The following is a 21,337-nucleotide window of genomic DNA, read 5'->3' on the forward strand; positions in this document are numbered from 1 at the left end:
ACGCCAGTACCCACCAGCCCTACGAGCGACCGACGGTGCGAGGCCAGCCACCAATGGTAGGACTCCCCTGCGGCATGCTGTCCGGGCAAAACGACTGGCACCCCCGCCGCGCATCTCTTACCTTGTCCGCCCCGCCGCTTCCTGCCAGGTATCCGCTCGTCATGTCCGTGTCACCCACTCCGCCCGAAGGGCTGCAACGCAGCCTGTCCAATCGTCACCTGCAACTCATCGCCATCGGCGGCGCCATCGGCACCGGGCTGTTCATGGGCTCGGGCAAGACCATCGCCCTGGCCGGCCCCTCGATCCTGCTGGTCTATCTCATCATCGGCAGTGCGCTGTTCTTCGTCATGCGCGCGCTCGGCGAGCTGCTGTTGTCCGACCTGGACTACAAGTCCTTCATCGATTTCTGCACCGACCTGCTCGGGCCCTGGGCGGGTTTCTTCTGCGGCTGGACCTACTGGTTCTGCTGGATCGTCACCGCCATCGCCGATGTCATCGCCATCGCCGCCTATGCCCAGTTCTGGTTCCCGAGCCTCGCGCCCTGGATCCCGGCGCTGCTCTGCGTGCTGCTCCTGCTGGGGCTCAACCTGGTCACGGTGCGGCTGTTCGGCGAACTGGAGTTCTGGTTCGCGCTGATCAAGATCGTCGCCATCTGCGCCCTGATCGTCACCGGCTTCGGCCTGGTGGCCTGGGGCTTCCAGTCGCCCGCGGGCAACGTGGCTAGCCTGGCCAACCTGTGGAACGACGGCGGCTTCTTCCCCATGGGCCTGGGCGGCTTCTGCGCGGGTTTCCAGATCGCCGTCTTCGCCTTCGTCGGTATCGAACTGGTGGGCACCACCGCTGCCGAGACCGCCGACCCCAGGCGCAACCTGCCGCGCGCCATCAACTCCATTCCAGTGCGCATCCTGGTGTTCTATGTGCTGGCGCTGGTGGTGATCATGGCGGTGACGCCCTGGCGCCAGGTGGTGCCGGACAAGAGCCCCTTCGTCGAACTCTTCGTGCTGGCCGGGGTGCCCATGGCCGCCAGCCTGATCAATTTCGTGGTGCTGACCTCGGCCACCTCCTCGGCCAACAGCGGCATCTTCTCCACTAGCCGGATGCTCTATGGCCTGGCCCGCGAAGGCCATGCGCCGCGCGCCCTCACCCGCCTGTCGCGGGCGGCGGTGCCGGCGCGCGGGCTGCTGCTGTCCTGCCTATGCCTGCTGCTGGGCACCGTGCTGATCTACCTGATCCCGAACCTGGTCACCGCCTTCACCCTGGTCACCACCCTGGCCGCGGTGCTGTTCATGTTCGTCTGGTCGCTGATCCTGCTGGCCTGGCTGGCCTATAGACGCAATCGCCCGGAGCAGCATGCCGCCTCGACCTTCCGCCTGCCGGGTGGGCGCTGGGTGTGCTACGCCGTGCTGGCCTTCTTCGCCGCGGTACTGGTGCTGCTGACCCTGCAGGACGACACCCGCCAGGCGCTGCTGGCCAGCCCGCTGTGGTTCCTGCTGCTCGGCGTGGGCTACGCCTGGCAGCGCCGCCGCACCGCACGGGCGGCCTGACGGCTGGCGCGCGGGCTTCACCTCACCGACCAAAGCTCGTCGAAACAGGTGGTGTAGCGCGGGCTGAGCAGGTCGCGGCGCATCTGCCAGGCGGGATCGCGGGGGATGCGCGCGGGTCTCAGGGTCTCGCGACCGAACTTGCCGTTGATGGCGTCCAGGGTCGCCATCAGTCGGGTGCTGGCGGGGTCCGCCGCCGTGGCGAAGAGATCGGCGGCCAGTGCCTCGCGCGGGCAGAGATCGAGCAACAGGATTTCCGCCTTGGCGTAGCCGAAGCCATCACGAAAGATCTCGCGCAGGCCGGACTGGGCGTAGTCGTTGAGCACCCGGGTGTCGTCGCTGGGCACGGGCAGATTGAGCAGGCTGGCGTTGGCGTAGCGTCCCTCGTCGGCGCCATGCATGCCGGTCTGGATGCTGACCCTCAGGGCGCGGCAGAGCGAGCCCTGGGCACGCAGCTTTTCCGCGGCGCGGGCGGTGTAGCTGGCCACCGCCTCGGCCAGGGCGCCGAACTGGTACTGGCGCCGCCCGAACATGCGGCTGCTGCAGATGGTCTGCCGCGGCGCCTCCAGTTCTTCGAGACCCAGGCAGGCCAGCCCGCGCAGCTCGCGGGCGGTCTTCTCCAGCACCACGCTGTATCTCTGGCGCAGCGACCAGGCATCCTGGCGCGCCAGCTCCCAGGCGGTGGTCACGCCGTCCGCGCGCAGCCGCGCCGCCAGGCGCCGTCCGACGCCCCAGACATCATCCACCGGCGAATGGTGCAGGACCCAGTCCCGCACCACCGGATCGCGCAGATCCAGCACCCCGCCGGTCCGTTCCGGCCAGCGCTTGGCCGCGGCATTGGCCAGCTTGGCCAGGGTCTTGGTACCGGCGATGCCGACGCTGACCGGGATGCCCGTCCACTTCTGCACCCGCGCCTGCAGCCGGTGGCCCAGGGCGTCCAGGGGTTCGGGTAAACCGGCGAGATCGGCGAACACCTCGTCGATGCTGTAGCGCTCCAGGCGCGGCACCAGGGTCGCCAGGGTGCGCATCACCCGGTCGCTGAGGTCGCCGTAGAGGGCGTAGTTGGAGCTGAAGGCGGTCACCAGGCCCTGCTGCGCCAGCTCGCGCACCTGGAACCAGGGCGCGGCCATGGCGATGCCGAGGCGCTTGGCCTCGGGCGAACGGGCGATGACGCAGCCGTCGTTGTTCGACAACACCACCACCGCGCGCCCGGCCAGGTCCGGGCGGAAGACCCGCTCGCAACTGCAATAGAAGGCGTTGCAGTCGATCAGCGCCAGCACCGACTCAGCCATGGCCGAAGCGCCTCAGGCTGTGGGTGGCCACGCCCCAGACCTCGAAGTCGTCACGCTCGCCAATGACCAGCGGCGCATAGGCCGGATTCTCCGCCAGCAGCACGAAATTCGCGCCGCGCCGGCCGAGCCGCTTGAGGGTGGGTTCACGATCGCGGACCGCCACCACGATGTCGCCGACCCTTGCCGGCCGGGCGCGATCGACGATCACCAGATCGCCGGCAAAGATTCCGACGCCGGTCATGCTGTCGCCACTGACCTGGATGACATAGGTGTGGGGCGCGCGCAGGTCGACCAGTTCGTCCAGCGAGACCTGGCGCTCCAGATGATCCTGAGCCGGCGAGGGAAAGCCGCACGGCAGGCGAAAATCATAGAGCGGCAGCCGGGTCTCGGACGACTCCAGGCAACCCAGGACAGTAACGGACATGACAAGGCGCTCCTGCGGATAACTGTCTATTTATACAGTTATCCGCGGCCGCCAGGTTGTAAAGTCCGACCTGATCTCCGCCGATGAGCGGCGCGATCAGGCGCTGAGGCGAAAGCGCGAAACGATGCCGCGCAGGTCCTGGGAGAGACCGGCGAGACGCTCGGCGGTGCCGGCATCGGCTTCGATACCGCTCAGGACCTGCAGGGTGCTGGCGCGGATGCCGGTGGTGTTGCGGTTGATGTCTTCGGAGACCGCGGCCTGCTGTTCCGCGGCGCTGGCGATCTGCACGTTGACGTCGACGATGCGCTCCACGGCGGCGCCGATGCTGGTCAGGCTGACGCTGGCCTGCTCGGCCGCCGCGACGCCGGTCAGGGCATGGCCGCGACTGGCCTGCATCTGCCCGACGGCTTCGCCGGTGGCGGCCTGCAACTGCTCGATGATGCGGCGGATTTCCTCGGTGGAGGTCTGGGTGCGCGAGGCCAGGGTGCGGACCTCGTCGGCCACCACGGCGAAGCCGCGGCCTTGCTCGCCGGCTCGGGCCGCTTCGATGGCGGCGTTGAGCGCCAGCAGGTTGGTCTGCTCGGCGATGGTGCGGATCACCGCGATGACCCCGCCGATGGCCTGGCTGTGGCTTTCCAGGGCCGCGACCTTGGTGGCGCTGAGGTCCACCTCGGCGGCCAGGGCTTCGATGGCCCGCTGCGTCTGCTGCATCACCCGGGTGCCTTCCCGGGTGGCCTGATCGGCCTGCTGGGCGGCGGCCACGGCGCCTTCGGTATTGTTGGCGACGTCCGCCACGCTGGCGGTCATCTCGGTGATGGCGGTGGCCACCTGGTCGGTCTCGCCCTGCTGCATCTGCATGGTCGCACGCGACTGGCCGCTGGAGCCGGCCAGGGACCCCGAGGCCTCGGCCACCGCGTTGGAGGCCTGATCGACCTCGCGCAGGGAACGGCCGAAGGCCTCCAGCATGGCATCCAGGCTACGGCCGATGTCGGCGATCTCGTCACGCCCTTGCAGGGCGGCGCGGCGACTCAGATCGCCCTGGGCGGCGGCGGCGGTCACCCCGACCAGTTCGGCGATCCCCAGGCGCAGGGCCCGGTAGATGCCGGCGAAGGTATAGATCAGCAGCAGCAGGGCACCCAGGATCAGGCCCACTACCAGATTACGCAGGGTAGTCGCATGGGCCAGTCGCTCGGCCAGCAACAGGGAGAGCTGGCCCTGCGCCTCGTCCTGCACCTGGTAGTAGCGGGCGACCACGGCATTGCCCTGGGTACCCAGGGCGCGACCGGAAACCGTCCCCTCATTGGTCATGGCTGCCAGCATGCCCTGGCGGAAGTTGGCATAGTCGTTCGCCGCCTGGCCCAGGGAGCCCTTGAGTCGTTGCGCCAGCTCCGGTGCCTGGCGCGCCAGGAGTTTGAGGCCCTGTTCCAGTTCGTCGGCGCTCTGCCGTTCCTGGTTCACTACGCTGCGCGCCAGATTCAGACTGGCCGGATCAAATTTGTTGGTAGCGCTCAGACCCGTGGCCAGGCCGCGCAGCTGGCCGATGAGGTTGATTTCCCGCAGCAGGCGTACGGAGGTGATGTCGATGAGAAAGAGGCTGGTGTAATCCGAGTCCAGCGCCAGGCCCGAGGTGGCCGAGACGTAATAGAAGAGGTTCAGGGTCTGGGTCAGTTGCTCGTTCCAGGCCTCGAATACCTCCAGCGGGGTGCCTGTGGCCCCCTGCATCAGGCGTTCGGCGCCCCGCCGCAACTGGCTCAAGCGATCCCCGGTTTCCAACTGGGTGCCGAGTTCGCGATCCAGGCGGCCCAGATCGTCATAGGCCTTGAGCAGGTTGTCACGGTTGTTCTGCCAGTCCTGCTGGGCGGAGGCATCGCCATCCTGGAGCCGCTTGGTCAGGGCGCGCTGCAGCATGCTCAGTCGGGCGATCGGCGTCAGTTGCGTCAGATAGCGCTGGCCGTCGATCTCCTGGGCCAGGCCGACCCGCTGTTCCTGGATGTCCTGATAGAGATAGACGCTGAGGAATACCAGGGGCACCAGAATGATGGCCGCCAGACAGGCGAACTTGGCGGGGAATCTCAAGCGATTCATCATCGTTATGGCAGGGGTCAACAGATTCATGGCGAACTCACGGGCAGCAGAAGGGGGCACTCGGGCTGTACCGCCCAATTTGTGACGTAATAGACAGATTCTTCTGTAACAGTTCTATTGCTATCAGCCCGCCGGCTCGCTTCTATGGCCTTTTGCCCCCCGACGGTCGAAAGGTACCCCCCAACGGTTGTAGGATGGCTCTGGCATGCATGATGTAGTGATTCTTAATGCCCTTGTGCTGGATGGCCACGACCGTCCAGGCCGACCGCTGGACGTGGCGATCAGGGGTGACCGCATCCAGGCGCTGGGCGAACTGGCCGGGCAACCGGCGCGGGAGGTCCGCGACGGCAGCGGCCTGGTGCTGGCTCCCGGCTTCATCGATGTCCATACCCACGACGACACCATGGTCATCCGCCGGCCGCAGCAGTTGCCCAAGCTCAGCCAGGGGGTGACCACGGTGGTGGTGGGCAACTGCGGCATCAGCGCCGCTCCGGTACGCCTGCGCGGCGAGCCGCCGGACCCGCTGAATCTACTGGGCCCGGCGGCGGCCTTCGTCTATCCCACCTTCGCGGCCTATCGTGCGGCCGTGGAACAGGCGCGTCCCGGCGTCAACGTGGCTGCTCTGGTGGGCCATACGGCGCTGCGCAGCAATCACCTCGACGACCTCGACCGCGCCGCCACCCCGGCCGAGATCGCCGTCATGCGCATGGAGTTACGGGAAAGTCTTGCCGCCGGCGCCCTGGGCCTCTCCAGTGGGCTGGCCTATGCCTCCGCCGCAGCGGCGCCGACCGCGGAGGTGGCGGAGCTTGCCGCCGAGCTGGACGCCGTGGGCGGACTCTATGCCACCCACCTGCGCAGTGAATTCGCCGCGGTGCACGAGGCGCTGGATGAAGCCCTGGACATCGGTCGCCGAGCGCGGGCGCCGGTGGTGGTCTCCCACTTCAAGTGCGCCGGGGTGGACAACTGGGGGCGCGCGCCGGAATTGCTCGGCGCCCTGGCCCAGGCCGCCCAGGGCCAACCGGTCGGCTGCGACTGCTATCCCTATGCCGCCAGTTCCTCCACCCTGGACCTCAAGCAGGTCACCGACCGCCACCGCATCACCATCACCTGGTCCACCCCGCATCCCGAATGCAGCGGCCGCGACCTGGCCGCCATCGCCGCCGACTGGGGCCTGGAGCTGCAAGCCGCCGCCCGCCGCCTGCAACCGGCAGGCGCCGTCTACTACGGCATGAGCGAGGCCGACGTGCGGCTGATCCTCGCCCATCCGCTGAGCATGATCGGCTCCGATGGCCTGCCCGAGGACCCCTTCCCCCATCCGCGGCTCTGGGGCGCCTTCCCGCGGGTGCTGGGTCATTTCAGCCGGGACCTCGGCCTCTTTCCGCTGCACACCGCCGTGCACAAGATGACCGGGCTCTCCGCCGCCCGCTTCGGCCTCCAGGGACGCGGCCTGATCGAACCGGGCGCCCAGGCCGACCTGGTGCTGTTCGATCCCCAGCGCATCCGTGACGTGGCCGACTTCAGCGAGCCGCAACGGCCGGCCGAAGGCATCCACGCCGTTTGGGTGAATGGCCAGCTGGCCTATGCGCCGGATCAGGCCATCGAAGAGCGCCACGGCCGGTTCCTGCCCCGCGCCGGGGATTTGCGCCAGAGCTTTCCGCGCCCCTAGGCTCTGTACGAAAAGTCGCCGAGCGAAGGTCAGGCGAGGCGAAAAAGGCTGAGGAAGCGGATCGGACCCGCGCTCGGGTTTACGAGTGGTAAATGAGCATTCCGAAGCCTTTTTCAACGAAGCATCACCGAGCGCAGGCATTTTTCGTACATAGCCTAGGGAACGCTACCGGGTAACGCCTCTACCTGGTGCACCCTCGTTACCTTCCGCCACCTCCCGGTGCCCCTTGAGGCACCGGGTACACCTTTCGCTACCTGCCGCTCATGCCAAGCCCTTGATTTGCAACGCCGGACGAATAGCTGGCATAGTCGCTGCACTCTATTCCGTTGTTACGAACACAATTCCGCTATAACGGAGATGGAGAAGCAAGATGACAGGCAAGACGAAGGGGTGGAAAACACTGGCGCTGCTGGTCGGCCTGGTCGCCATGACCGGCGCCCAGGCGGCCAAGCTGGATGACGTGCTCAAGCGCGGCCATCTGGTCGTGGGCACCGGCAGCACCAACGCCCCCTGGCACTTCCAGGGCGCCGACGGCAAGTTGCAGGGCTTCGATATCGATATCTCCAAGGTCATCGCCAAGGGCCTGTTCAACGATCCGGAAAAGGTCGAATTCGTCGTGCAGGGCTCGGATGCGCGCATCCCCAACCTGCTCACCGACAAGGTCGACATCAGCTGCCAGTTCATCACCGTGACCGCCAGCCGCGCCCAGCAGGTGGCCTTCACCCTGCCCTACTACCGCGAAGGCGTGGCCCTGCTCCTGCCGGCCAACAGCCGCTACCAGCAGATCGACGACCTCAAGGCGGCCAAGGGCGACCTGACCGTGGCCGTACTGCAGAACGTCTATGCCGAAGAACTGGTGCACCAGGCGCTGCCCGGCGCCAAGGTCGACCAGTACGACAGCGTCGACCTGCTCTACCAGGCCCTGGGCACCGGCCGCGCCGACGCCGTGGCCACCGACCAGTCCTCGGTCAAGTACCTGATGACCCAGAATCCCGGTCGCTACCGCTCGCCCGACTACGCCTGGAGTCCCCAGACCTACGCCTGCGCGGTCAAACGCGGCGACCAGGACTGGCTGAACTTCGTCAACACCGCCCTGCACGAGGCCATGACCGGGGTGGAATTCCCCACCTACCAGGCCTCCTTCAAGAAGTGGTTCGGCGTCGAGCTGCCCTCTCCGGCGATCGGTTTCCCCGTCGAGTTCAAGTGATCCTGGCCCCGGCGCGGCCGGTCCGCGCCTCTAGGTAGATGTCGTACATGGACTACACCCTGAACTTCGCCCCCGTCTGGCAAAACCTCGATCACCTGCTGGCCGGGCTCGCCCTCGGCCTGCAGCTGGCGCTGGTGGGCATCGCCATCGGCTGCCTGATCGGCCTGGCCACCGCCTTCGCCCTGCTCTCGCCGGTGCGGGCGCTGCGCTGGCTGGCGGCGGGCTACGTCACCCTGGTGCGCAACACACCGATCCTGGTGCTGATCCTCCTGCTGTACTTCGCCCTGCCCAGCGTCGGTATCCGCCTGGACAAGCTCAGCTCCTTCCTCATCACCCTGGCGCTCTATGCCGGTGCCTACCTGGCCGAGGTATTTCGCGGCGGCCTCATGGCCATTCCCAAGGGCCAGCGCGAGGCGGGCCTGGCCATCGGCCTGCGCGAATGGCAGATCAAGGCCTACGTCATCATCCCGGTGATGTTGCGCAACGTGCTGCCGTCGCTGTCCAACAGCTTCATCTCGCTGTTCAAGGACACCTCCCTGGCGGCGGCCATCGCCGTGCCGGAACTGACCTATCAGGCGCGCAAGATCAACATGGAAAGCTACCGGGTCATCGAGACCTGGCTGGTGACCAGCGCCCTCTACATCCTCACCTGCTACGTCATCGCCCTGCTGCTAAGGCAACTGGAGCGACGGCTGAGCCTGACCCGTTAGAACCTGTTCAAAGTCTGCTGCGCGTCGGCCAAACGGCGTTGAAAAGACCTTCGGAATGCTCATTTACCATTTGTAAACTCCGCTTCCTCAGGTCTTTTCGCCTTGTTTGGCTCTAGCTCGCGAGATTTTGAACAGGCTCTTAGGAGCCCGATCGTGTACGAAGCCCCTTCCTGGTTCCTTGAATTGTGGAACGCCCGCCAGACCCTGGCCGCCGGTTTCGCCACCACCCTGGCCTGCTCGCTGCTGGCGGTGCTCGGCGGCACCCTGCTGGGTACCCTCGGCGGCCTGGCGCTGACCTATGGCCGCTGGCCGCTGCGCCTGCCCTTCCGCCTCTACGCCGACCTGATCCGGGGTACCCCGGTGTTCGTGCTGGTGCTGGCCTGCTACTACATGGCGCCGGCCCTGGGCCTGCGGCCCACGCCCTTCCAGGCCGGCACCGCGGCGCTGCTGCTGTTCTGCGGCTCCCATGTGGCGGAGATCGTCCGCGGCGCCCTGCAGGCCATTCCGCGCGGCCAGCACGAAGCGGCCAAGGCCATCGGCCTGACCTTCGCCCAGAGTCTCAAGGAGGTGCTCCTGCCCCAGGCGCTGCGCCAGATCCTGCCAACCTGGGTCAACGCTTCCACCGAGATCGTCAAGGCTTCCACCCTGCTCTCGGTGATCGGCGTGGCCGAGTTGCTCCTGAGCAGCCAGCAGGTCATCGCCCGCACCTTCATGACCCTGCAGTTCTATCTGTTCGCGGGCCTGCTGTTCTTTCTCATCAACTTCGCCATCGAGCGGCTCGGCCGCTATCTGGAAAAACGGGTGACCCTGCCATGACCGACGCCAACGCCCCGCTGCTCAGCATCGACGACCTGCACAAAAGCTTTGGCGCCGTGGAGGTGCTCAAGGGCATCGACCTGTCCCTGGAGCGTGGCGACGTGGTCACCCTGATCGGCTCCAGCGGTTCGGGCAAGACCACCCTGCTGCGCTGCGTCAACCTGCTGGAAGACTTCCAGGGCGGCAGCATCCAGCTGGCCGGCGAGGCCATCGGCTATCGCGACGAGGGCGGTCGCCGCCAGCGCCTGCCGGAGCGCGAGATCGCCCGCCAGCGCTCGCTCACCGGCATGGCCTTCCAGCAATTCAACCTCTTCCCCCACCTCACCGCCCTGGAAAACGTCACCCTTGGCCTGCGCAAGGTCAAGAAGCTGGGCAAGGACGAAGCCGTGGCCATCGGCGAGCAGTGGCTGCGCCGGGTCGGCCTGATCGAGCGCCGCGACTACCATCCCGGCCAGCTCTCCGGCGGGCAGCAGCAGCGGGTGGCCATCGCCCGCGCCATCGCCATGAATCCCAGTCTGATGCTGTTCGACGAACCCACCTCGGCCCTGGACCCGGAGCTGGTCGGCGAGGTGCTGGCGGTGATCAAGGACCTGGCCCAGGACGGCATGACCATGTTGCTGGTGACCCACGAGATGAGATTCGCCTACGAGGTGTCCGATCGCATCGTCTTCATGAGCCAGGGCCGCATCGAGGAGCAGGGGCCGCCCCGTGAACTCTTCGAGCGGCCGAAGTCCACCCGTCTCGCCGAATTCCTCGGCCGGACCTCTTTTTGAATCCTTCCCTCACTACAGGAGCACCCTTATGAGCATCACCCGATACGGCGCCGGCGAACGCGGCGCAGGTGGCCAACCCCTGCCCTTCGCCCGTGCGGTGGAAGCCGATGGCTGGTTGCACGTCTCCGGCCAGGTGGCCATGGAGAATGGCGAGATCATCGACGGCGGCATCGTCGCCCAGACCCACAAGACCATGCAGAATCTGATCGCCATCCTGCACGAAGCCGGCTACGGTCTGGAGCACGTGGTGCGTACCGGCGTCTGGCTGGACGATCCGCGTGACTTCTGGAGCTTCAACAAGGTGTTCGCCGAGTACTTCGCCGGCAACGCCCCGGCGCGCGCCTGCGTGCAATCCTCCATGATGGTGGACTGCAAGGTCGAGATCGACTGCATCGCCTACAAACCCAAGACCTGAGATACACCGCCCGATGACCGAACCTACCCGCCAGCGTGCCCGCGGCCTGGACCGCGCCTTCGATATCCTCGATCACCTCAAGCGGGTGGGTCGGCCGCTGCGACCCAACGAGATCGCCGCCGGCCTGGGCATTCCCAAGTCCACCGTCTACGACCTGGTCGGTCTCCTGCTGGAGCGGCACATGCTCGATGCCGTGGGCCGCGACGGTCAGGTCTACCTGGGCCGCGAGCTGTACTTTCTCGGCCAGGCCCATCTGCGCCACTTCGATCTGGCCCGCGAGGCTGGGCTGCTGCTGGACGACATCGTCGCCCAGACCCGCGAGACCGCCCAGCTATGCCAGCTCAACGGCCGCAAGTACACCGTCTCCCTGATGAAGGAAGGCGCCCGCGCCTTTCGCATCTCGTCCAACGTCGGCGAGGACGCCCCCATTCCCTGGACCGCTTCCGGCCGGCTGCTGCTCGGCCATCTGAGCGATGCCGAGATCCTCGCCCTGATCGATCAGGACGACTTCATCCTGCCCGACGGCAGCCGCCTGGACCCGGCGACCTTCATTGCCGAGATCCGCGCGGCCTGCGCCGAAGGCTTCTTTTCCTTCGACAGCATCGCCGACACCTACACCCACTGCTTCGCCGCTCCGGTGCAGGATGCCAGCGGCCTGAGCATCGCCACCCTGTGCATCGTCGCACCCCGCGCCGACGCCCAGGCCCATCATGCCGAGTACCGCCAGGTGCTGGTCGACAGCGCCCGCCGCCTGTCCCAGCGCCTGGGCGGCCAGGAGAATCCATGACCACCCTCATCGCCCCCGAGAAAGGCGCCGCCAGTCCTGGCGCCAGTCTGCTCAGCGACATCGCCCTGCCCGCCCTGGTCATCCACCAGGACGCACTCGACCACAACATCGCCTGGATGCAGGCCTTCGCCAGCGACCGCGGCGCCGAACTGGCGCCCCACGGCAAGACCAGCATGGCGCCCGCGCTGTTCCAGCGACAGCTGGCGGCCGGTGCCTGGGGCATGACGCTGGCCACCGCGGTGCAGACCCGCGCCGCCCAAGCCCACGGCGTGCGCCGGGTACTGATGGCCAATCAGCTGGTGGGCGCGCCGAACATGGCGCTGATCGCCGAATTGCTCACCGCCGATCCGGACTTCGACTTCCATTGCCTGGTGGATCATCCCGCCCAGGTCACCGCCCTGAGCGCCTTCTTCGGCGCACGCGGCCTGGCGCTGCAGGTGATGATCGAATACGGCGTACCCGGCGGTCGTTGCGGTTGCCGCAGCGAATCCGAAGTGCGTGAGCTGGCGCGGGCCATCGCCGGGCAACCGGCGCTGCGCCTGACCGGCATCGAAGGCTACGAGGGGGTCATCCACGGCGCCGAGGCGGCCACCGACATCCGCGCCTTCGCCGATTCCCTGGTGCGCCTGGCGGAAGAATTGCGCGGCCAGGGCGCCTTCGCCCTCGACCGGCCCATCGTCACCGCCTCGGGTTCGGCCTGGTACGACCTGATCGCCGCCGCCTTCGACCAGTTGGAGGTGCGCGAGCGCTTTCTGGCCGTCATGCGCCCCGGCAGCTATGTGGTCCATGACCACGGGATCTATCGCGATGCCCAGTGTGGCGTCCTGGCTCGCACCGGCCTGAACGAGGGCCTGCAACCGGCAATGGAGGTCTGGGCTCACGTGCAGTCCCTGCCCGAACCCGGTTTCGCCATCCTGGCGCTGGGCAAACGCGACATCGCCCACGATGCCGGCCTGCCGCTGCCGCTGCGCCGCTACCGACCTGGCCAGACCGCTGCCGAAGCCGTCGACGTCAGCGGCTGCACGGTCACGGCCATCATGGACCAGCACGCCTTCATGGTCGTCGCCCCGGGGACCGCGCTGGCCATCGGCGACGTCATCGCCCTGGGCACCTCCCATCCCTGCCTGACCTTCGACAAGTGGCGCCAAGGCTGCATCGTCGATGAGGAACTGCAGGTGGTGGACATCTTCGCGACCTGTTTCTAGGGCGTTAGGGTCGCAGCTCGCCCTCTTCCTCGCCGTCCCAGTAACGGATGCGCTCGGCATGCACCTTGATGAGGATCATGCCGGGCGTGTCGGTGCCCTGGGGAAACCAACGATCCAGACTCTTGGTCCAGTGCGCCTCGAATTGCGCCTTGTCGCGGATCAGCTCGGCATGCCCTTCGATGCCGATGAAGAGGCCGGGCTTGCCGAGCAGACTCTTGCCCTCGCTGAAGCTCAGCCCCACCGCCGGATCCTGCTCGATGTCGCGGATCTTGGCCGAGTCCTCGTAGGCATAGAACCAGGAGTCCCCGTCATATTCGACGTCGCCGTTGTTGCTCATTGGCCGGCTGGTCAAGCGCCCGGTGCCGGTAGTCAGCATGCGGAAATCCAGGTCGCGCATCGCTTTGGAAAGGTCGTGCAGGGTCTTGTCGGCCATGGGGGTCGCTCCGGTGAGGTGGGCAGGCAGTGCCTGTCTGCATTCAGACCCGGTGCTGCTGCCACTCGGTTCCGCCTTGGCGAAGCGCCCAGTGCTTTTCGGACGAGGTGCGGGGCAGATACCTCACGATCGCCGAGGGCGCTGCCAGCGGCAGGGCGGCCGGTTGGTGATGCCCCTGGGCGCACCACCTCGTCCCGCTGGCAGGACAGGATGACCAGGACAGCAGCTCGGTGCCCAAGAGCGACCTTCACTCGTGAAAAGCCTGACCTTGACGTCTATCTGACTCGCCAATGCCACCCAAGCGTCATCGCACTTAAATAGAACTAACAAGAACCGCCAGGACAATGAGCGCTGAGCCGGGTCCTGCCCGGTTTCCAGCTCGACGAGGATTCGACCGAACATTCACTGCACGACTTCATGGAGAGAGTCTTTATGAGCCGTAAGATCTCGCTATGCATGGCAGCCACCGCGTTGTACATGACGACCCCGGCCTTCGCCGCCGTCCTCGACCATGACAAGGTGCAACAGATTCCCGCCAATGCCACCGATGTGGAACTCTATTTCCAGCCGATGATTGCCGACGGCCCGGACTCCTGTAACAACTATCCCGCCGTGGACTCCGCCGGCAACGTCAGCGGCGGCCTGAACCCCTCGGGCGCCCCGGATGGCCATTGCCGCGGCACCAATGGCCAGGTCTATTCACGCATGGCCGAATACTACGATCACTGTGCGATCATGTATTCCTACTACTTCCCCAAGGATCAACCGCCGAACTACCTGGGCGCGGCCGGGGGTCATCGCCATGACTGGGAAAACATCGTGGTCTGGACCAACCAGTGCAAGGTCGGCTCGCCCATCCTGAAGATCGATTATTCGACCCACGGCAAGTATCGGGTCAACTACAACCCCCCGCTCTGGCGCGGCCGGGACGGCTATCTGGTCAACGGTGTGCACCCCAAGGTCGGCTACCACGCCACCTACGATGGCTTCGCCGATCATTCCCTCGACTGGACCAACGACAACGGCCGCAGCCAGCCGCTGATCAGCTGGAGCCGGATGCCGGTGCCCGCCAAGAACACCCTGAACAGCTACGACTTCGGCGCCGCGAGCGTACCCTTCAAGGATGACGGCGCCTTCTGGTCCAACCTGCAGAAGGCCTGGAAGACCGAGTGACGCCCCGCGGGCATGGCTGCCTCACTGGCCGCGCGGCTTGGCCCGCGCGGTCGGTTCGGCGACCAGCGGATCGTCCGGCCAGTAGAGATGCCTATCACCCGCCCTTTGCACTGGAGGCGGATTGACACCGCTACCCCAGCAAGACTGGTGCTATGGGTCTGTTTTCAGAACAGACCCTGTGCCTTTCAAGATTACCTAGTGTTCAAGCAGGTGATGAAGCGGGAGGTTCAAGAGCGGTCGTTACCGTTGTAGTTCGGCGTTCAGGCCCCCACGCCTTCGACAGGCGTTTGCCCTCGGGCAAAACGCGTCGCAGAAGTCTGCAGCAATAGCACGACCGAAAGGGTCACCAACAGGAACGGCGGCAGCCAGGCGTTCTCGATGATCGCCAACTGCAGACCAAGGATCAGCAGCAACATTGGCGTTGCCAAGGCATTTGCCTTGCTTACGTACAAGCCAACGACCGCTTCGCTGTAGCGGCAGGCAATCGCAACACGGATATGTACCCGAGCACCGCCAAAGGCCATTCCCAGAATCAACAGACTCAGCATTTTGAGCAGCAGCCTGTCCGGCATCAGCCACCACATCGCGGTGGCAATCCCCGCCAGCGCCGTCAGCGCCAGGAGGTAAACCAGCAGGTTACGGCCGGTGTTGGCTATGATGACCAGCACACCGATCAGCGCCATGCCCAAGCCGAACATGGCATCCAGTACACCCAGTTCAAACAGCGTCCATCCGCGATTCGATACATACACCGGCAGCATGAAATTGAACGCGCCTAGAATCGGCCAAATAAGCACCATCGGCACAAATAAGGTCATTGGAAGTCTGGCAGGAGCTGCTACTTCGAGCTTCTCGCGAACGTCCATGGGCAGGCCATTGCGCGTGTAGCCAATACCCGCAACCAGCAAGAAACCGGCGCTCAGTACAAGGGAAAAACCGATGCCGGTCAGAATCGGCATCAAACCCGCGGCCAACAACGGACCGATCATCAGGGCCGCCTGGCTGGTAGCCGTGGTAGCGCCACTGATCCGCCTTACCTTGGTTTCATCCATACCCCGTTGCAGTTGGGTAAACCACATGTCCAGACTGGCCTCGAGCGACATGATCATCAGCCACACAAACAGGTTGGTGATCAGCAGGCCGAGCGTAAAGTTGCGTGAGAACCCGGAGATCAGCGCCAAGCCCGCCAGGCATAGGACGAACAGGCTGCTCATCTGGCGTCCGGTCACGTGGCGCGACAGACGCTTGATCATCACCGGCGTGATGAACGCCGGTATGAACGAGCAGAAAATCGCCAGGGCCAATGGCAAATAACCGCCATCGTTCTGCTTGAGAATCGTCCAGGTTAAAGAGACCAGCAGTGCACCGGAAAACAAGCGGTATACCGTCGAGCAGAACAGGAAGTTGGCCAACTCTTTTAGGGTGCTTTGGTGTTCACTCATATTGTCGATCCTGGCACCAAAGTAAGTACGACTCATTGAATTTGAACGACCGACATCAGCCCCTCAACCATATTGAGCGGTACAGAATACTGACGTCGATCCGGCTGGCTGGGTGTCAGGCAAAGGTGCGCATGACCTGGAGGGTTTTCTCGATATCTTCGGGGGTGTTGATGATTCCGGCAGAGAAACGCACCGTCGAATGGCGATACGGCGTGGCACTGGCAATGATCTTCTGCACTTTCAACTTCGCCACGACATCCTTGGGTGTCCAGCCTTTAACGTCGCAGCAAACGATGCCAGCGGAAAACTCGGCGGAACGGGGCGTGTGCAGGTACACATTGGGCAGCTTCGCCAGGCCTTCCTTCAGTTGACCGTTGAGTTCGGCGACGCGGTCGGCGATGCGCTTGCGGCCGATCTTCTTGATGAACTCGAATGCCTCGATCACCCCCCACTGGTTTTCAAACGCCAAGAACCCACCAGGGCTGACCCAGGCGGCCTGCGTTTCACCTTGCGGATCGCGTTGCTGGCGCCAGGCATTGCCAGGCTCGGCGGCCATGATGGTAGGGATGGTGGGAGTGATCTGCGCCCATTGACCTTCACGTGCCCAGACCAGCCCCGTACCGTGCGGGCCAAGAATCCACTTGTGCGTACCGGCACTGAAAAAGTCGCAGCCCAAACTGTCCACCTGCGCCTCGGAACAACCAAAGCCGTGCACACCGTCGACCACATAGATGATCTGATCGGCTTCAGCGCGATCACGATTGAGTCGGACCACGAGGTTACCGATGTCCTTGAGCGGCAAGCGCACGCCAGTGCCCGAATGCACCCAGGTCATGGCCAGAATGCGCGTCGTGGGTTTGATGGCCGCTTCTATACGCGCGACGATCGCGTCGACACTGACATCCTCAGGCCCCTCATACAGGTCGATGCGACGAATGCTCCCACCCCATTTGACCACTGCCAGGCGCATGGCCTCGTCGTGGGTATACCACTCGTGATGGGTGGTGAGAATTTCCTGGCCAGAGCCTAGCTTCAGGCCGTTGTAAATCATCGCCAGCCCCTGCGTGGTGCTCGTGGTCAGCGCGATGTCCTCGGCCCGCCCGCCGGTGTACTCCGCCGCCGCCGCACAAACCTTGCGCCAAACCATATCTCCGGGGCTGGCGAACATATTGTCTTCAAGGTAGGTGTAAGGGTTCTCATCGAAGGCTTGGCGGTGGCGCGCCATCGCATCGCGTACCGGCTTGGGGTTGGACGCTAGAAAGAAATTGGAAATGTGCACAAACTCCGGCGACAGGTTGAACTGTGCCCGTACCGACGCCCAATCGGCAGGATCAAATGTCGTCATGTTTTCATCAGGCGCTTGACCCACTTTTGCGTTTACTACACCTGCAAACATGCTGTCTCCAATCAGGGTCGCTCCTACAGTAGCTCCCATAAAATCACGTCTTTTCATAGACTCATACCGGCTCCCTATTGATTCACATCGAAGTGCGCGCAGGACGCGCAAATATTGCATTGAAAATACGCTGACCATAGAGGCCGACGGCCAGGCCGATTACGATCAGCACCACCGCCAGCACTTTGCTCACCGGCACACTTTCGTTGAACACCACCACCGAGCTGAGCATGCCGAAGATCGGCACCAGCAGAGACAGGGGCGCCACTGTGGAGACCGGATAGGTTTTGAGCAGCGAGTTCCAGATCCAGTAAGCGAACAGGGTGTTGGGATAGACCTGGAACAGGATCGACAACACGGCAGTCGTGTTCACCTGACTGACAAACGCGGTGTAGCCGGCACTGCCGTTCACCGCGTAATCGAGGATGAATAGCGGAATCGGTGCAAAGGCGCTGGACCAGACCAGAAAGCCAAAGACATCCTTGGTATTAGCCTTCTTGTTGATGAGGTTAGCAACGCTCCAAGACGCCGCGCCCACCAGCACCAGTACCACGCCGGAGAGGCTCACCGACCCGTCACTGATCTTGATGATGCACAACAGCCCGGCGAGGGCGATCAACATGCCCAGCACTTGAAAGCGGGTCAGCGCTTCCTTGAACACCCAACCGCCCAGCAGGATGGTGAAGAACGCACTGAACTGCAGTACCAGCGACGCGATACCCGCCGACAGTCCGGCCTTGATACCCAGATTGACCACGCCCCATAGACCAATGCCGAACACCAAGCCATAGCAAATGATGTAGCGCCACGGCACATCGGGTTTACGGATGAAGAAAATCGCCGGTAACGCACAGAGACTGAAGCGGATGCCCGCCAGGATGAACGGATCGACGGTGGCCAGTCCCAGCTTGATCACCGAGAAGTTCACACCCCAGATTGCCGTTATCAATACAGCCAACACGACGTGTAGTGGTTTCATGGATTATTTGCCTTGATGAAGGAGGTCGGTGTCACGCCACAGAAGTAAGGTCATGTGCCAGACGCACACGTGAAAACAACGCTTGCATCCAGGCCCGGGTCTGCTGGGGATCGGCGCTTTTGACGATGCCGGCCAATGGCGCCTCGAACGCCGAATACGTCACGTGCTCCGGCAACAGCGCGCCTACTGACAATTCGTTCCATTGCACGACGTGCGCACTCGCGCGTAGCTCTTCAGCGCCGTCAAGGCCTCGGTAGATCCGCTCCGGATGGGTGTGCCCCGGGAATACAAACCAGCCGAAACCCAGGTCGCTCTGCTGGCGACTGAAGGTCGAAAGATCTAGCTCACCGTCTACGTGAATGCGTAATTCCATGGAAGGCAAGTGGATGCCCGTGGCGAGCTCATAGGTCGCGACCACATCCGCGCCACCGACCCGGTTACCGACCTCGAGGAACACCGGCTCGTCGCCCGCCATGATGGCTTCCAGATGAAAAGCGCCGTTGTGAATCTGCACCGCCTGCAGCGCCGCGCTGACCCACTCATACATCGACGCCGTGGTTTCGATGTGCATTGAGCCGAGCGGTTGACCGCGCTCCATGTAATCCAGACAGGTACCCACATATTCGCTGGACAGCAGAGTGATAACCCGACCGTTCAATACCAGACCGTCGAAATGGCGAATCGGGCCACTGATGTACTCTTCGACCTGAAACTCATCAATGCGTAGAGCAAGACTACCGATCTTGTGCCTAATCTCATCGAAGGCGCGGGCCGGTTGCTGATGAATGCTGACGTCCATGCTTGACGCCCCACTGTGAGGTTTCAACACGGTTGCGCCAGTCCACGGCACCTGGCCTTGAAGCGCAAGATAGCGTTCCAGCGACATGAAGCGTGGTACACGCAACTGTTGGGCTTGAACTGCTGCTTTCATCTCCAGTTTGTTGCGTACCAGCGTCACCGACTGCACCGACGCGCCTGCAATATCCAGAGCCTCGCGTAAGCGCGCCGCGTCAAGCAATTCGTACTCGGACATCGAAATGACGCGATCAAAGGTTTGTGGGCTTTCGGCCAGCCACGCCAGAGTTTCATCGAAGGCACCGTCAAGACCGGCTCGCACCACGCGGTGGCAGCGCAGGTCGGCGGGGAGCGTATCGATCGCCGATTGTTTGCCGATGTAGGTGACATCGTGCAAGTTATGGTCAATCCCACGGTGGTATTCGATACGCGGATACGGAACACGGTGAAGAATCAGGATTTTCATGCCGGGGATCTCAAATCGTATTGAAGAGAGGTCAAGACGCAACGCTGAACAATTGCGCAGCGGATAGGTGACGGCTTAGTACCTTGAGCCACTGTTCGCGCAGCACTGTCACCAGATCGCGAATGTCGATGCGCGCGTCATGCAACGCGACACATGCCTGGGCTACGAAGTCGCTGTTGTCTCTTGGTGTTGCATGGATCAGCCGTGACTGACCGATGATCCACGCGCATTCGAGCACCGCGATATCGTTCTCGGCCAGGTCGAGGACCTGAGCCGCCAACTTCAGCGTGTCATCAACCAAGGGGCGGATTTCGCCCAGCTCGATCACGTCGAGCGTCATATCCTCGGGTACGCCGAACATCACCGTGGCGGCACTGCAGGTTGCCGGTGGTAGCTCCTGTGGCAACAGCGCGGAGAACACCGAGTCGACCCACGCCGCATACAGATCGACGCCATGTACCGCTTGCGCCAGCGTCCAGATTTTCATGCCGCCGGGACGACGGTTAGGCTCGATCACGGCCGTCTGGTAATGGGCATCACTGAGTTTGATCTCGTTGTGAAACGGACCGATTCGCTGGCCGATCAGACGATTGACCTCCTGGCCGGTCCGGTGAATCGCCTGACGCTCTGACTGGTTCAGGCGTGCGGGCAGGATCTGCGCTATTTCCACGGGATAACGTCCGGTGGCGCTGACTTTCTCCGTGATGAACCACAGATCGCCCAAGCCGTCATAAGAGTATTCGCGAGTGAAACTAATGAACGCCTCTGCCAACACACCACCCTCCAGGTAGGGTGCAACTTCAGCAAAGGCCTGCTCGCAATCGTCCCCTGGTGCGACCATCACCACCCCGCGATTATTACCTTCACACGCAGGTTTGATGACGAAGCCACGATCCTGACGCAGGGCGAAATCGCGCACATCGTTGATGCATTCGATCTGCTGGAAGTCCGGCAGCATGATCCCCCACAGTTCGAGCAGGGGACGGTCGCGACGCTCGACGATGCGGTAGGCCAGTTTGTCAAAGGCGCCCAGTGCCAGCATGGCGTCGTCCACCGGTAGACCGAGGTGTTCGAGCAGCGCCGCACCGCTAGCGACCGCATTGTCGGAGAACACTATTCCGGCACTGACTCTGCCTGAGTCTTCGCCCAACTGACGCAGCACATGGCTGATGAAATCCGGGACCAACGGGTCGGCATCGATGACCCGGTCACTGATCTGCCGGTCATGATCCTGAGGATTGTCCCGCACCAGCCAAGTCTCGGCGCCCCATTGCTGGCGAGCATAGTTGCGCATGTGCAGGACATCGCCGATCCGGCTCAAGTTGTAGTCCACTATTAACAATACAGGCGCACGCTGTGGCATTTTCGTCATTCTCAAATGCATGGAATTGTTCATGGACAGCATTGCTGTTCCAGGCTTTGCTTAGGCTCTGTACGAAAAATCCGAGCGAGTAGAATTGGCACCATGAGGGGCTGGAGGGCCGCATGGCAAAGCGTTACGAACTCCCGGATGAAGCGTGGGAGCTGATTGCAGATGTTGTTTCGCCTGAGCAGAAGAGGGGGCGGCCACGCAGTGATGACCGGCTGATGCTCAATGGCATCTTCTGGATCCTGTGTTCAGGTGCTGCCTGGCGCGACCTGCCAGAGCGGTTCGGCCCCTGGTCGACGGTGTATCAGCGGTTTCGTGACTGGCGAGATGACGGCACCTTTGATCGAGTTCTCGAGCGCCTAC

The 21,337-nt window shown here is 63.8% G+C and carries 20 protein-coding genes; 11 read left to right on the forward strand and 9 right to left on the reverse strand.

Annotation, left to right across the window (positions count from 1 at the left end; translation table 11 throughout):
• Nucleotides 1-161: 161 nt before the first annotated feature.
• Entirely contained in the window at nucleotides 162-1,544 is a 1,383-nt protein-coding gene (gene cycA, locus AR540_RS01210) for a D-serine/D-alanine/glycine transporter (RefSeq protein WP_059226029.1), read from the forward strand.
• A 17-nt stretch (nucleotides 1,545-1,561) separates the two neighbouring features.
• On the opposite strand, the gene AR540_RS01215 is transcribed toward cycA, so the two are convergent.
• The 3 genes from AR540_RS01215 to AR540_RS01225 all read right to left on the reverse strand — a co-directional run bounded on the left by AR540_RS01215 (nucleotide 1,562) and on the right by AR540_RS01225 (nucleotide 5,372).
• Nucleotides 1,562-2,833 (reverse strand): Y-family DNA polymerase, encoded by a 1,272-nt coding sequence (locus AR540_RS01215; protein ID WP_059226030.1) that lies wholly within the window; start codon nucleotides 2,831-2,833, stop codon nucleotides 1,562-1,564.
• Nucleotides 2,826-3,257 (reverse strand): LexA family protein, encoded by a 432-nt coding sequence (locus AR540_RS01220; protein ID WP_059226031.1) that lies wholly within the window; start codon nucleotides 3,255-3,257, stop codon nucleotides 2,826-2,828. The genes AR540_RS01215 and AR540_RS01220 overlap by 8 nt, the downstream gene beginning before the upstream one ends.
• Before the next feature lie 96 nt (nucleotides 3,258-3,353).
• Entirely contained in the window at nucleotides 3,354-5,372 is a 2,019-nt protein-coding gene (locus AR540_RS01225) for a methyl-accepting chemotaxis protein (protein WP_059226032.1), read from the reverse strand.
• 175 nt (nucleotides 5,373-5,547) lie between these two features.
• Here AR540_RS01225 and AR540_RS01230 point away from each other — a divergent pair, with 175 nt between their 5' ends.
• The 8 genes from AR540_RS01230 to AR540_RS01265 all read left to right on the forward strand — a co-directional run bounded on the left by AR540_RS01230 (nucleotide 5,548) and on the right by AR540_RS01265 (nucleotide 12,921).
• Nucleotides 5,548-7,008 carry an N-acyl-D-amino-acid deacylase family protein gene (locus tag AR540_RS01230; RefSeq protein WP_059226033.1) on the forward strand — a complete coding sequence of 487 codons (1,461 nt, stop codon included), beginning with the start codon at nucleotides 5,548-5,550 and terminating at the stop codon, nucleotides 7,006-7,008.
• Nucleotides 7,009-7,435: 427 nt separating this feature from the next.
• Nucleotides 7,436-8,215, forward strand: a complete 780-nt coding sequence (locus AR540_RS01235; protein ID WP_223855486.1) for a transporter substrate-binding domain-containing protein — start codon at nucleotides 7,436-7,438, stop codon at nucleotides 8,213-8,215.
• Nucleotides 8,216-8,262: 47 nt separating this feature from the next.
• Nucleotides 8,263-8,925: an amino acid ABC transporter permease gene (locus AR540_RS01240; protein WP_059226034.1), complete on the forward strand. Its 663-nt coding sequence runs from the start codon at nucleotides 8,263-8,265 to the stop codon at nucleotides 8,923-8,925.
• A 153-nt stretch (nucleotides 8,926-9,078) separates the two neighbouring features.
• Complete coding sequence (locus AR540_RS01245; RefSeq protein WP_059226035.1) at nucleotides 9,079-9,741, forward strand: amino acid ABC transporter permease; 663 nt, start codon at nucleotides 9,079-9,081, stop codon at nucleotides 9,739-9,741.
• Complete coding sequence (locus tag AR540_RS01250; RefSeq protein ID WP_059226036.1) at nucleotides 9,738-10,514, forward strand: amino acid ABC transporter ATP-binding protein; 777 nt, start codon at nucleotides 9,738-9,740, stop codon at nucleotides 10,512-10,514. The genes AR540_RS01245 and AR540_RS01250 overlap by 4 nt, the downstream gene beginning before the upstream one ends.
• 28 nt (nucleotides 10,515-10,542) lie before the next feature.
• Nucleotides 10,543-10,929 carry a RidA family protein gene (locus AR540_RS01255; protein WP_059226037.1) on the forward strand — a complete coding sequence of 129 codons (387 nt, stop codon included), beginning with the start codon at nucleotides 10,543-10,545 and terminating at the stop codon, nucleotides 10,927-10,929.
• A 13-nt stretch (nucleotides 10,930-10,942) separates the two neighbouring features.
• Nucleotides 10,943-11,716 (forward strand): IclR family transcriptional regulator, encoded by a 774-nt coding sequence (locus AR540_RS01260; protein WP_059226038.1) that lies wholly within the window; start codon nucleotides 10,943-10,945, stop codon nucleotides 11,714-11,716.
• Nucleotides 11,713-12,921, forward strand: a complete 1,209-nt coding sequence (locus AR540_RS01265) for an amino acid deaminase (protein ID WP_059226039.1) — start codon at nucleotides 11,713-11,715, stop codon at nucleotides 12,919-12,921. The genes AR540_RS01260 and AR540_RS01265 overlap by 4 nt, the downstream gene beginning before the upstream one ends.
• Before the next feature lie 4 nt (nucleotides 12,922-12,925).
• On the opposite strand, the gene AR540_RS01270 is transcribed toward AR540_RS01265, so the two are convergent.
• Entirely contained in the window at nucleotides 12,926-13,354 is a 429-nt protein-coding gene (locus AR540_RS01270; RefSeq protein WP_059226040.1) for a pyridoxamine 5'-phosphate oxidase family protein, read from the reverse strand.
• A gap of 432 nt (nucleotides 13,355-13,786) precedes the next feature.
• Between AR540_RS01270 and AR540_RS01275 the strand changes: the two genes are divergently transcribed.
• The gene (locus AR540_RS01275) at nucleotides 13,787-14,527 is read left to right on the forward strand and encodes an NPP1 family protein (RefSeq protein WP_065242492.1); all 741 of its coding nucleotides are present in this window, start codon (nucleotides 13,787-13,789) and stop codon (nucleotides 14,525-14,527) included.
• 260 nt (nucleotides 14,528-14,787) lie between these two features.
• Here the strand turns inward: AR540_RS01275 and AR540_RS01280 are convergent, their stop codons facing one another.
• From AR540_RS01280 to AR540_RS01300, 5 genes are all read right to left on the reverse strand, one after another.
• Complete coding sequence (locus tag AR540_RS01280; RefSeq protein ID WP_059226042.1) at nucleotides 14,788-15,969, reverse strand: hypothetical protein; 1,182 nt, start codon at nucleotides 15,967-15,969, stop codon at nucleotides 14,788-14,790.
• Between the two features lie 115 nt (nucleotides 15,970-16,084).
• Complete coding sequence (locus AR540_RS01285; RefSeq protein ID WP_082706866.1) at nucleotides 16,085-17,365, reverse strand: aminotransferase class V-fold PLP-dependent enzyme; 1,281 nt, start codon at nucleotides 17,363-17,365, stop codon at nucleotides 16,085-16,087.
• Between the two features lie 82 nt (nucleotides 17,366-17,447).
• Complete coding sequence (locus AR540_RS01290) at nucleotides 17,448-18,344, reverse strand: EamA family transporter (protein WP_059226043.1); 897 nt, start codon at nucleotides 18,342-18,344, stop codon at nucleotides 17,448-17,450.
• A 31-nt stretch (nucleotides 18,345-18,375) separates the two neighbouring features.
• Nucleotides 18,376-19,605, reverse strand: coding sequence for an ATP-grasp domain-containing protein (locus tag AR540_RS01295; RefSeq protein ID WP_059226044.1), 1,230 nt, complete (start codon nucleotides 19,603-19,605; stop codon nucleotides 18,376-18,378).
• A 31-nt stretch (nucleotides 19,606-19,636) separates the two neighbouring features.
• Nucleotides 19,637-21,001 (reverse strand): ATP-grasp domain-containing protein, encoded by a 1,365-nt coding sequence (locus AR540_RS01300; RefSeq protein WP_236711985.1) that lies wholly within the window; start codon nucleotides 20,999-21,001, stop codon nucleotides 19,637-19,639.
• Between the two features lie 89 nt (nucleotides 21,002-21,090).
• On the opposite strand from AR540_RS01300, the gene AR540_RS24500 reads away from it, so the two are divergent.
• Nucleotides 21,091-21,337: IS5 family transposase (locus AR540_RS24500; protein ID WP_059226329.1), on the forward strand; the 247-nt coding region annotated here is incomplete at its 3' end.

It is taken from the genome of Pseudomonas sp. EpS/L25, assembly GCF_001512295.1.
In the GTDB taxonomy this organism is placed as follows: domain Bacteria; phylum Pseudomonadota; class Gammaproteobacteria; order Pseudomonadales; family Pseudomonadaceae; genus Chryseomonas.

Excerpts from the sequence above, each read along its gene's own strand:
- cycA (WP_059226029.1), top strand. The coding sequence starts at position 162 with ATGTCCGTGTCACCCACTCCGCCCGAAGGGCTGCAACGCAGCCTGTCC.
- AR540_RS01285 (WP_082706866.1), bottom strand. The coding sequence starts at position 17,365 with ATGTTTGCAGGTGTAGTAAACGCAAAAGTGGGTCAAGCGCCTGATGAA.
- AR540_RS01300 (WP_236711985.1), bottom strand. The coding sequence starts at position 21,001 with ATGAACAATTCCATGCATTTGAGAATGACGAAAATGCCACAGCGTGCG.
- AR540_RS01265 (WP_059226039.1), top strand. The coding sequence starts at position 11,713 with ATGACCACCCTCATCGCCCCCGAGAAAGGCGCCGCCAGTCCTGGCGCC.
- AR540_RS01260 (WP_059226038.1), top strand. The coding sequence starts at position 10,943 with ATGACCGAACCTACCCGCCAGCGTGCCCGCGGCCTGGACCGCGCCTTC.
- AR540_RS01225 (WP_059226032.1), bottom strand. The coding sequence starts at position 5,372 with ATGAATCTGTTGACCCCTGCCATAACGATGATGAATCGCTTGAGATTC.
- AR540_RS01255 (WP_059226037.1), top strand. The coding sequence starts at position 10,543 with ATGAGCATCACCCGATACGGCGCCGGCGAACGCGGCGCAGGTGGCCAA.
- AR540_RS01235 (WP_223855486.1), top strand. The coding sequence starts at position 7,436 with ATGACCGGCGCCCAGGCGGCCAAGCTGGATGACGTGCTCAAGCGCGGC.
- AR540_RS01295 (WP_059226044.1), bottom strand. The coding sequence starts at position 19,605 with ATGAAAATCCTGATTCTTCACCGTGTTCCGTATCCGCGTATCGAATAC.
- AR540_RS01270 (WP_059226040.1), bottom strand. The coding sequence starts at position 13,354 with ATGGCCGACAAGACCCTGCACGACCTTTCCAAAGCGATGCGCGACCTG.
- AR540_RS01290 (WP_059226043.1), bottom strand. The coding sequence starts at position 18,344 with ATGAAACCACTACACGTCGTGTTGGCTGTATTGATAACGGCAATCTGG.
- AR540_RS01250 (WP_059226036.1), top strand. The coding sequence starts at position 9,738 with ATGACCGACGCCAACGCCCCGCTGCTCAGCATCGACGACCTGCACAAA.
- AR540_RS01275 (WP_065242492.1), top strand. The coding sequence starts at position 13,787 with ATGAGCCGTAAGATCTCGCTATGCATGGCAGCCACCGCGTTGTACATG.
- AR540_RS01220 (WP_059226031.1), bottom strand. The coding sequence starts at position 3,257 with ATGTCCGTTACTGTCCTGGGTTGCCTGGAGTCGTCCGAGACCCGGCTG.
- AR540_RS01215 (WP_059226030.1), bottom strand. The coding sequence starts at position 2,833 with ATGGCTGAGTCGGTGCTGGCGCTGATCGACTGCAACGCCTTCTATTGC.
- AR540_RS01230 (WP_059226033.1), top strand. The coding sequence starts at position 5,548 with ATGCATGATGTAGTGATTCTTAATGCCCTTGTGCTGGATGGCCACGAC.
- AR540_RS01240 (WP_059226034.1), top strand. The coding sequence starts at position 8,263 with ATGGACTACACCCTGAACTTCGCCCCCGTCTGGCAAAACCTCGATCAC.
- AR540_RS01280 (WP_059226042.1), bottom strand. The coding sequence starts at position 15,969 with ATGAGTGAACACCAAAGCACCCTAAAAGAGTTGGCCAACTTCCTGTTC.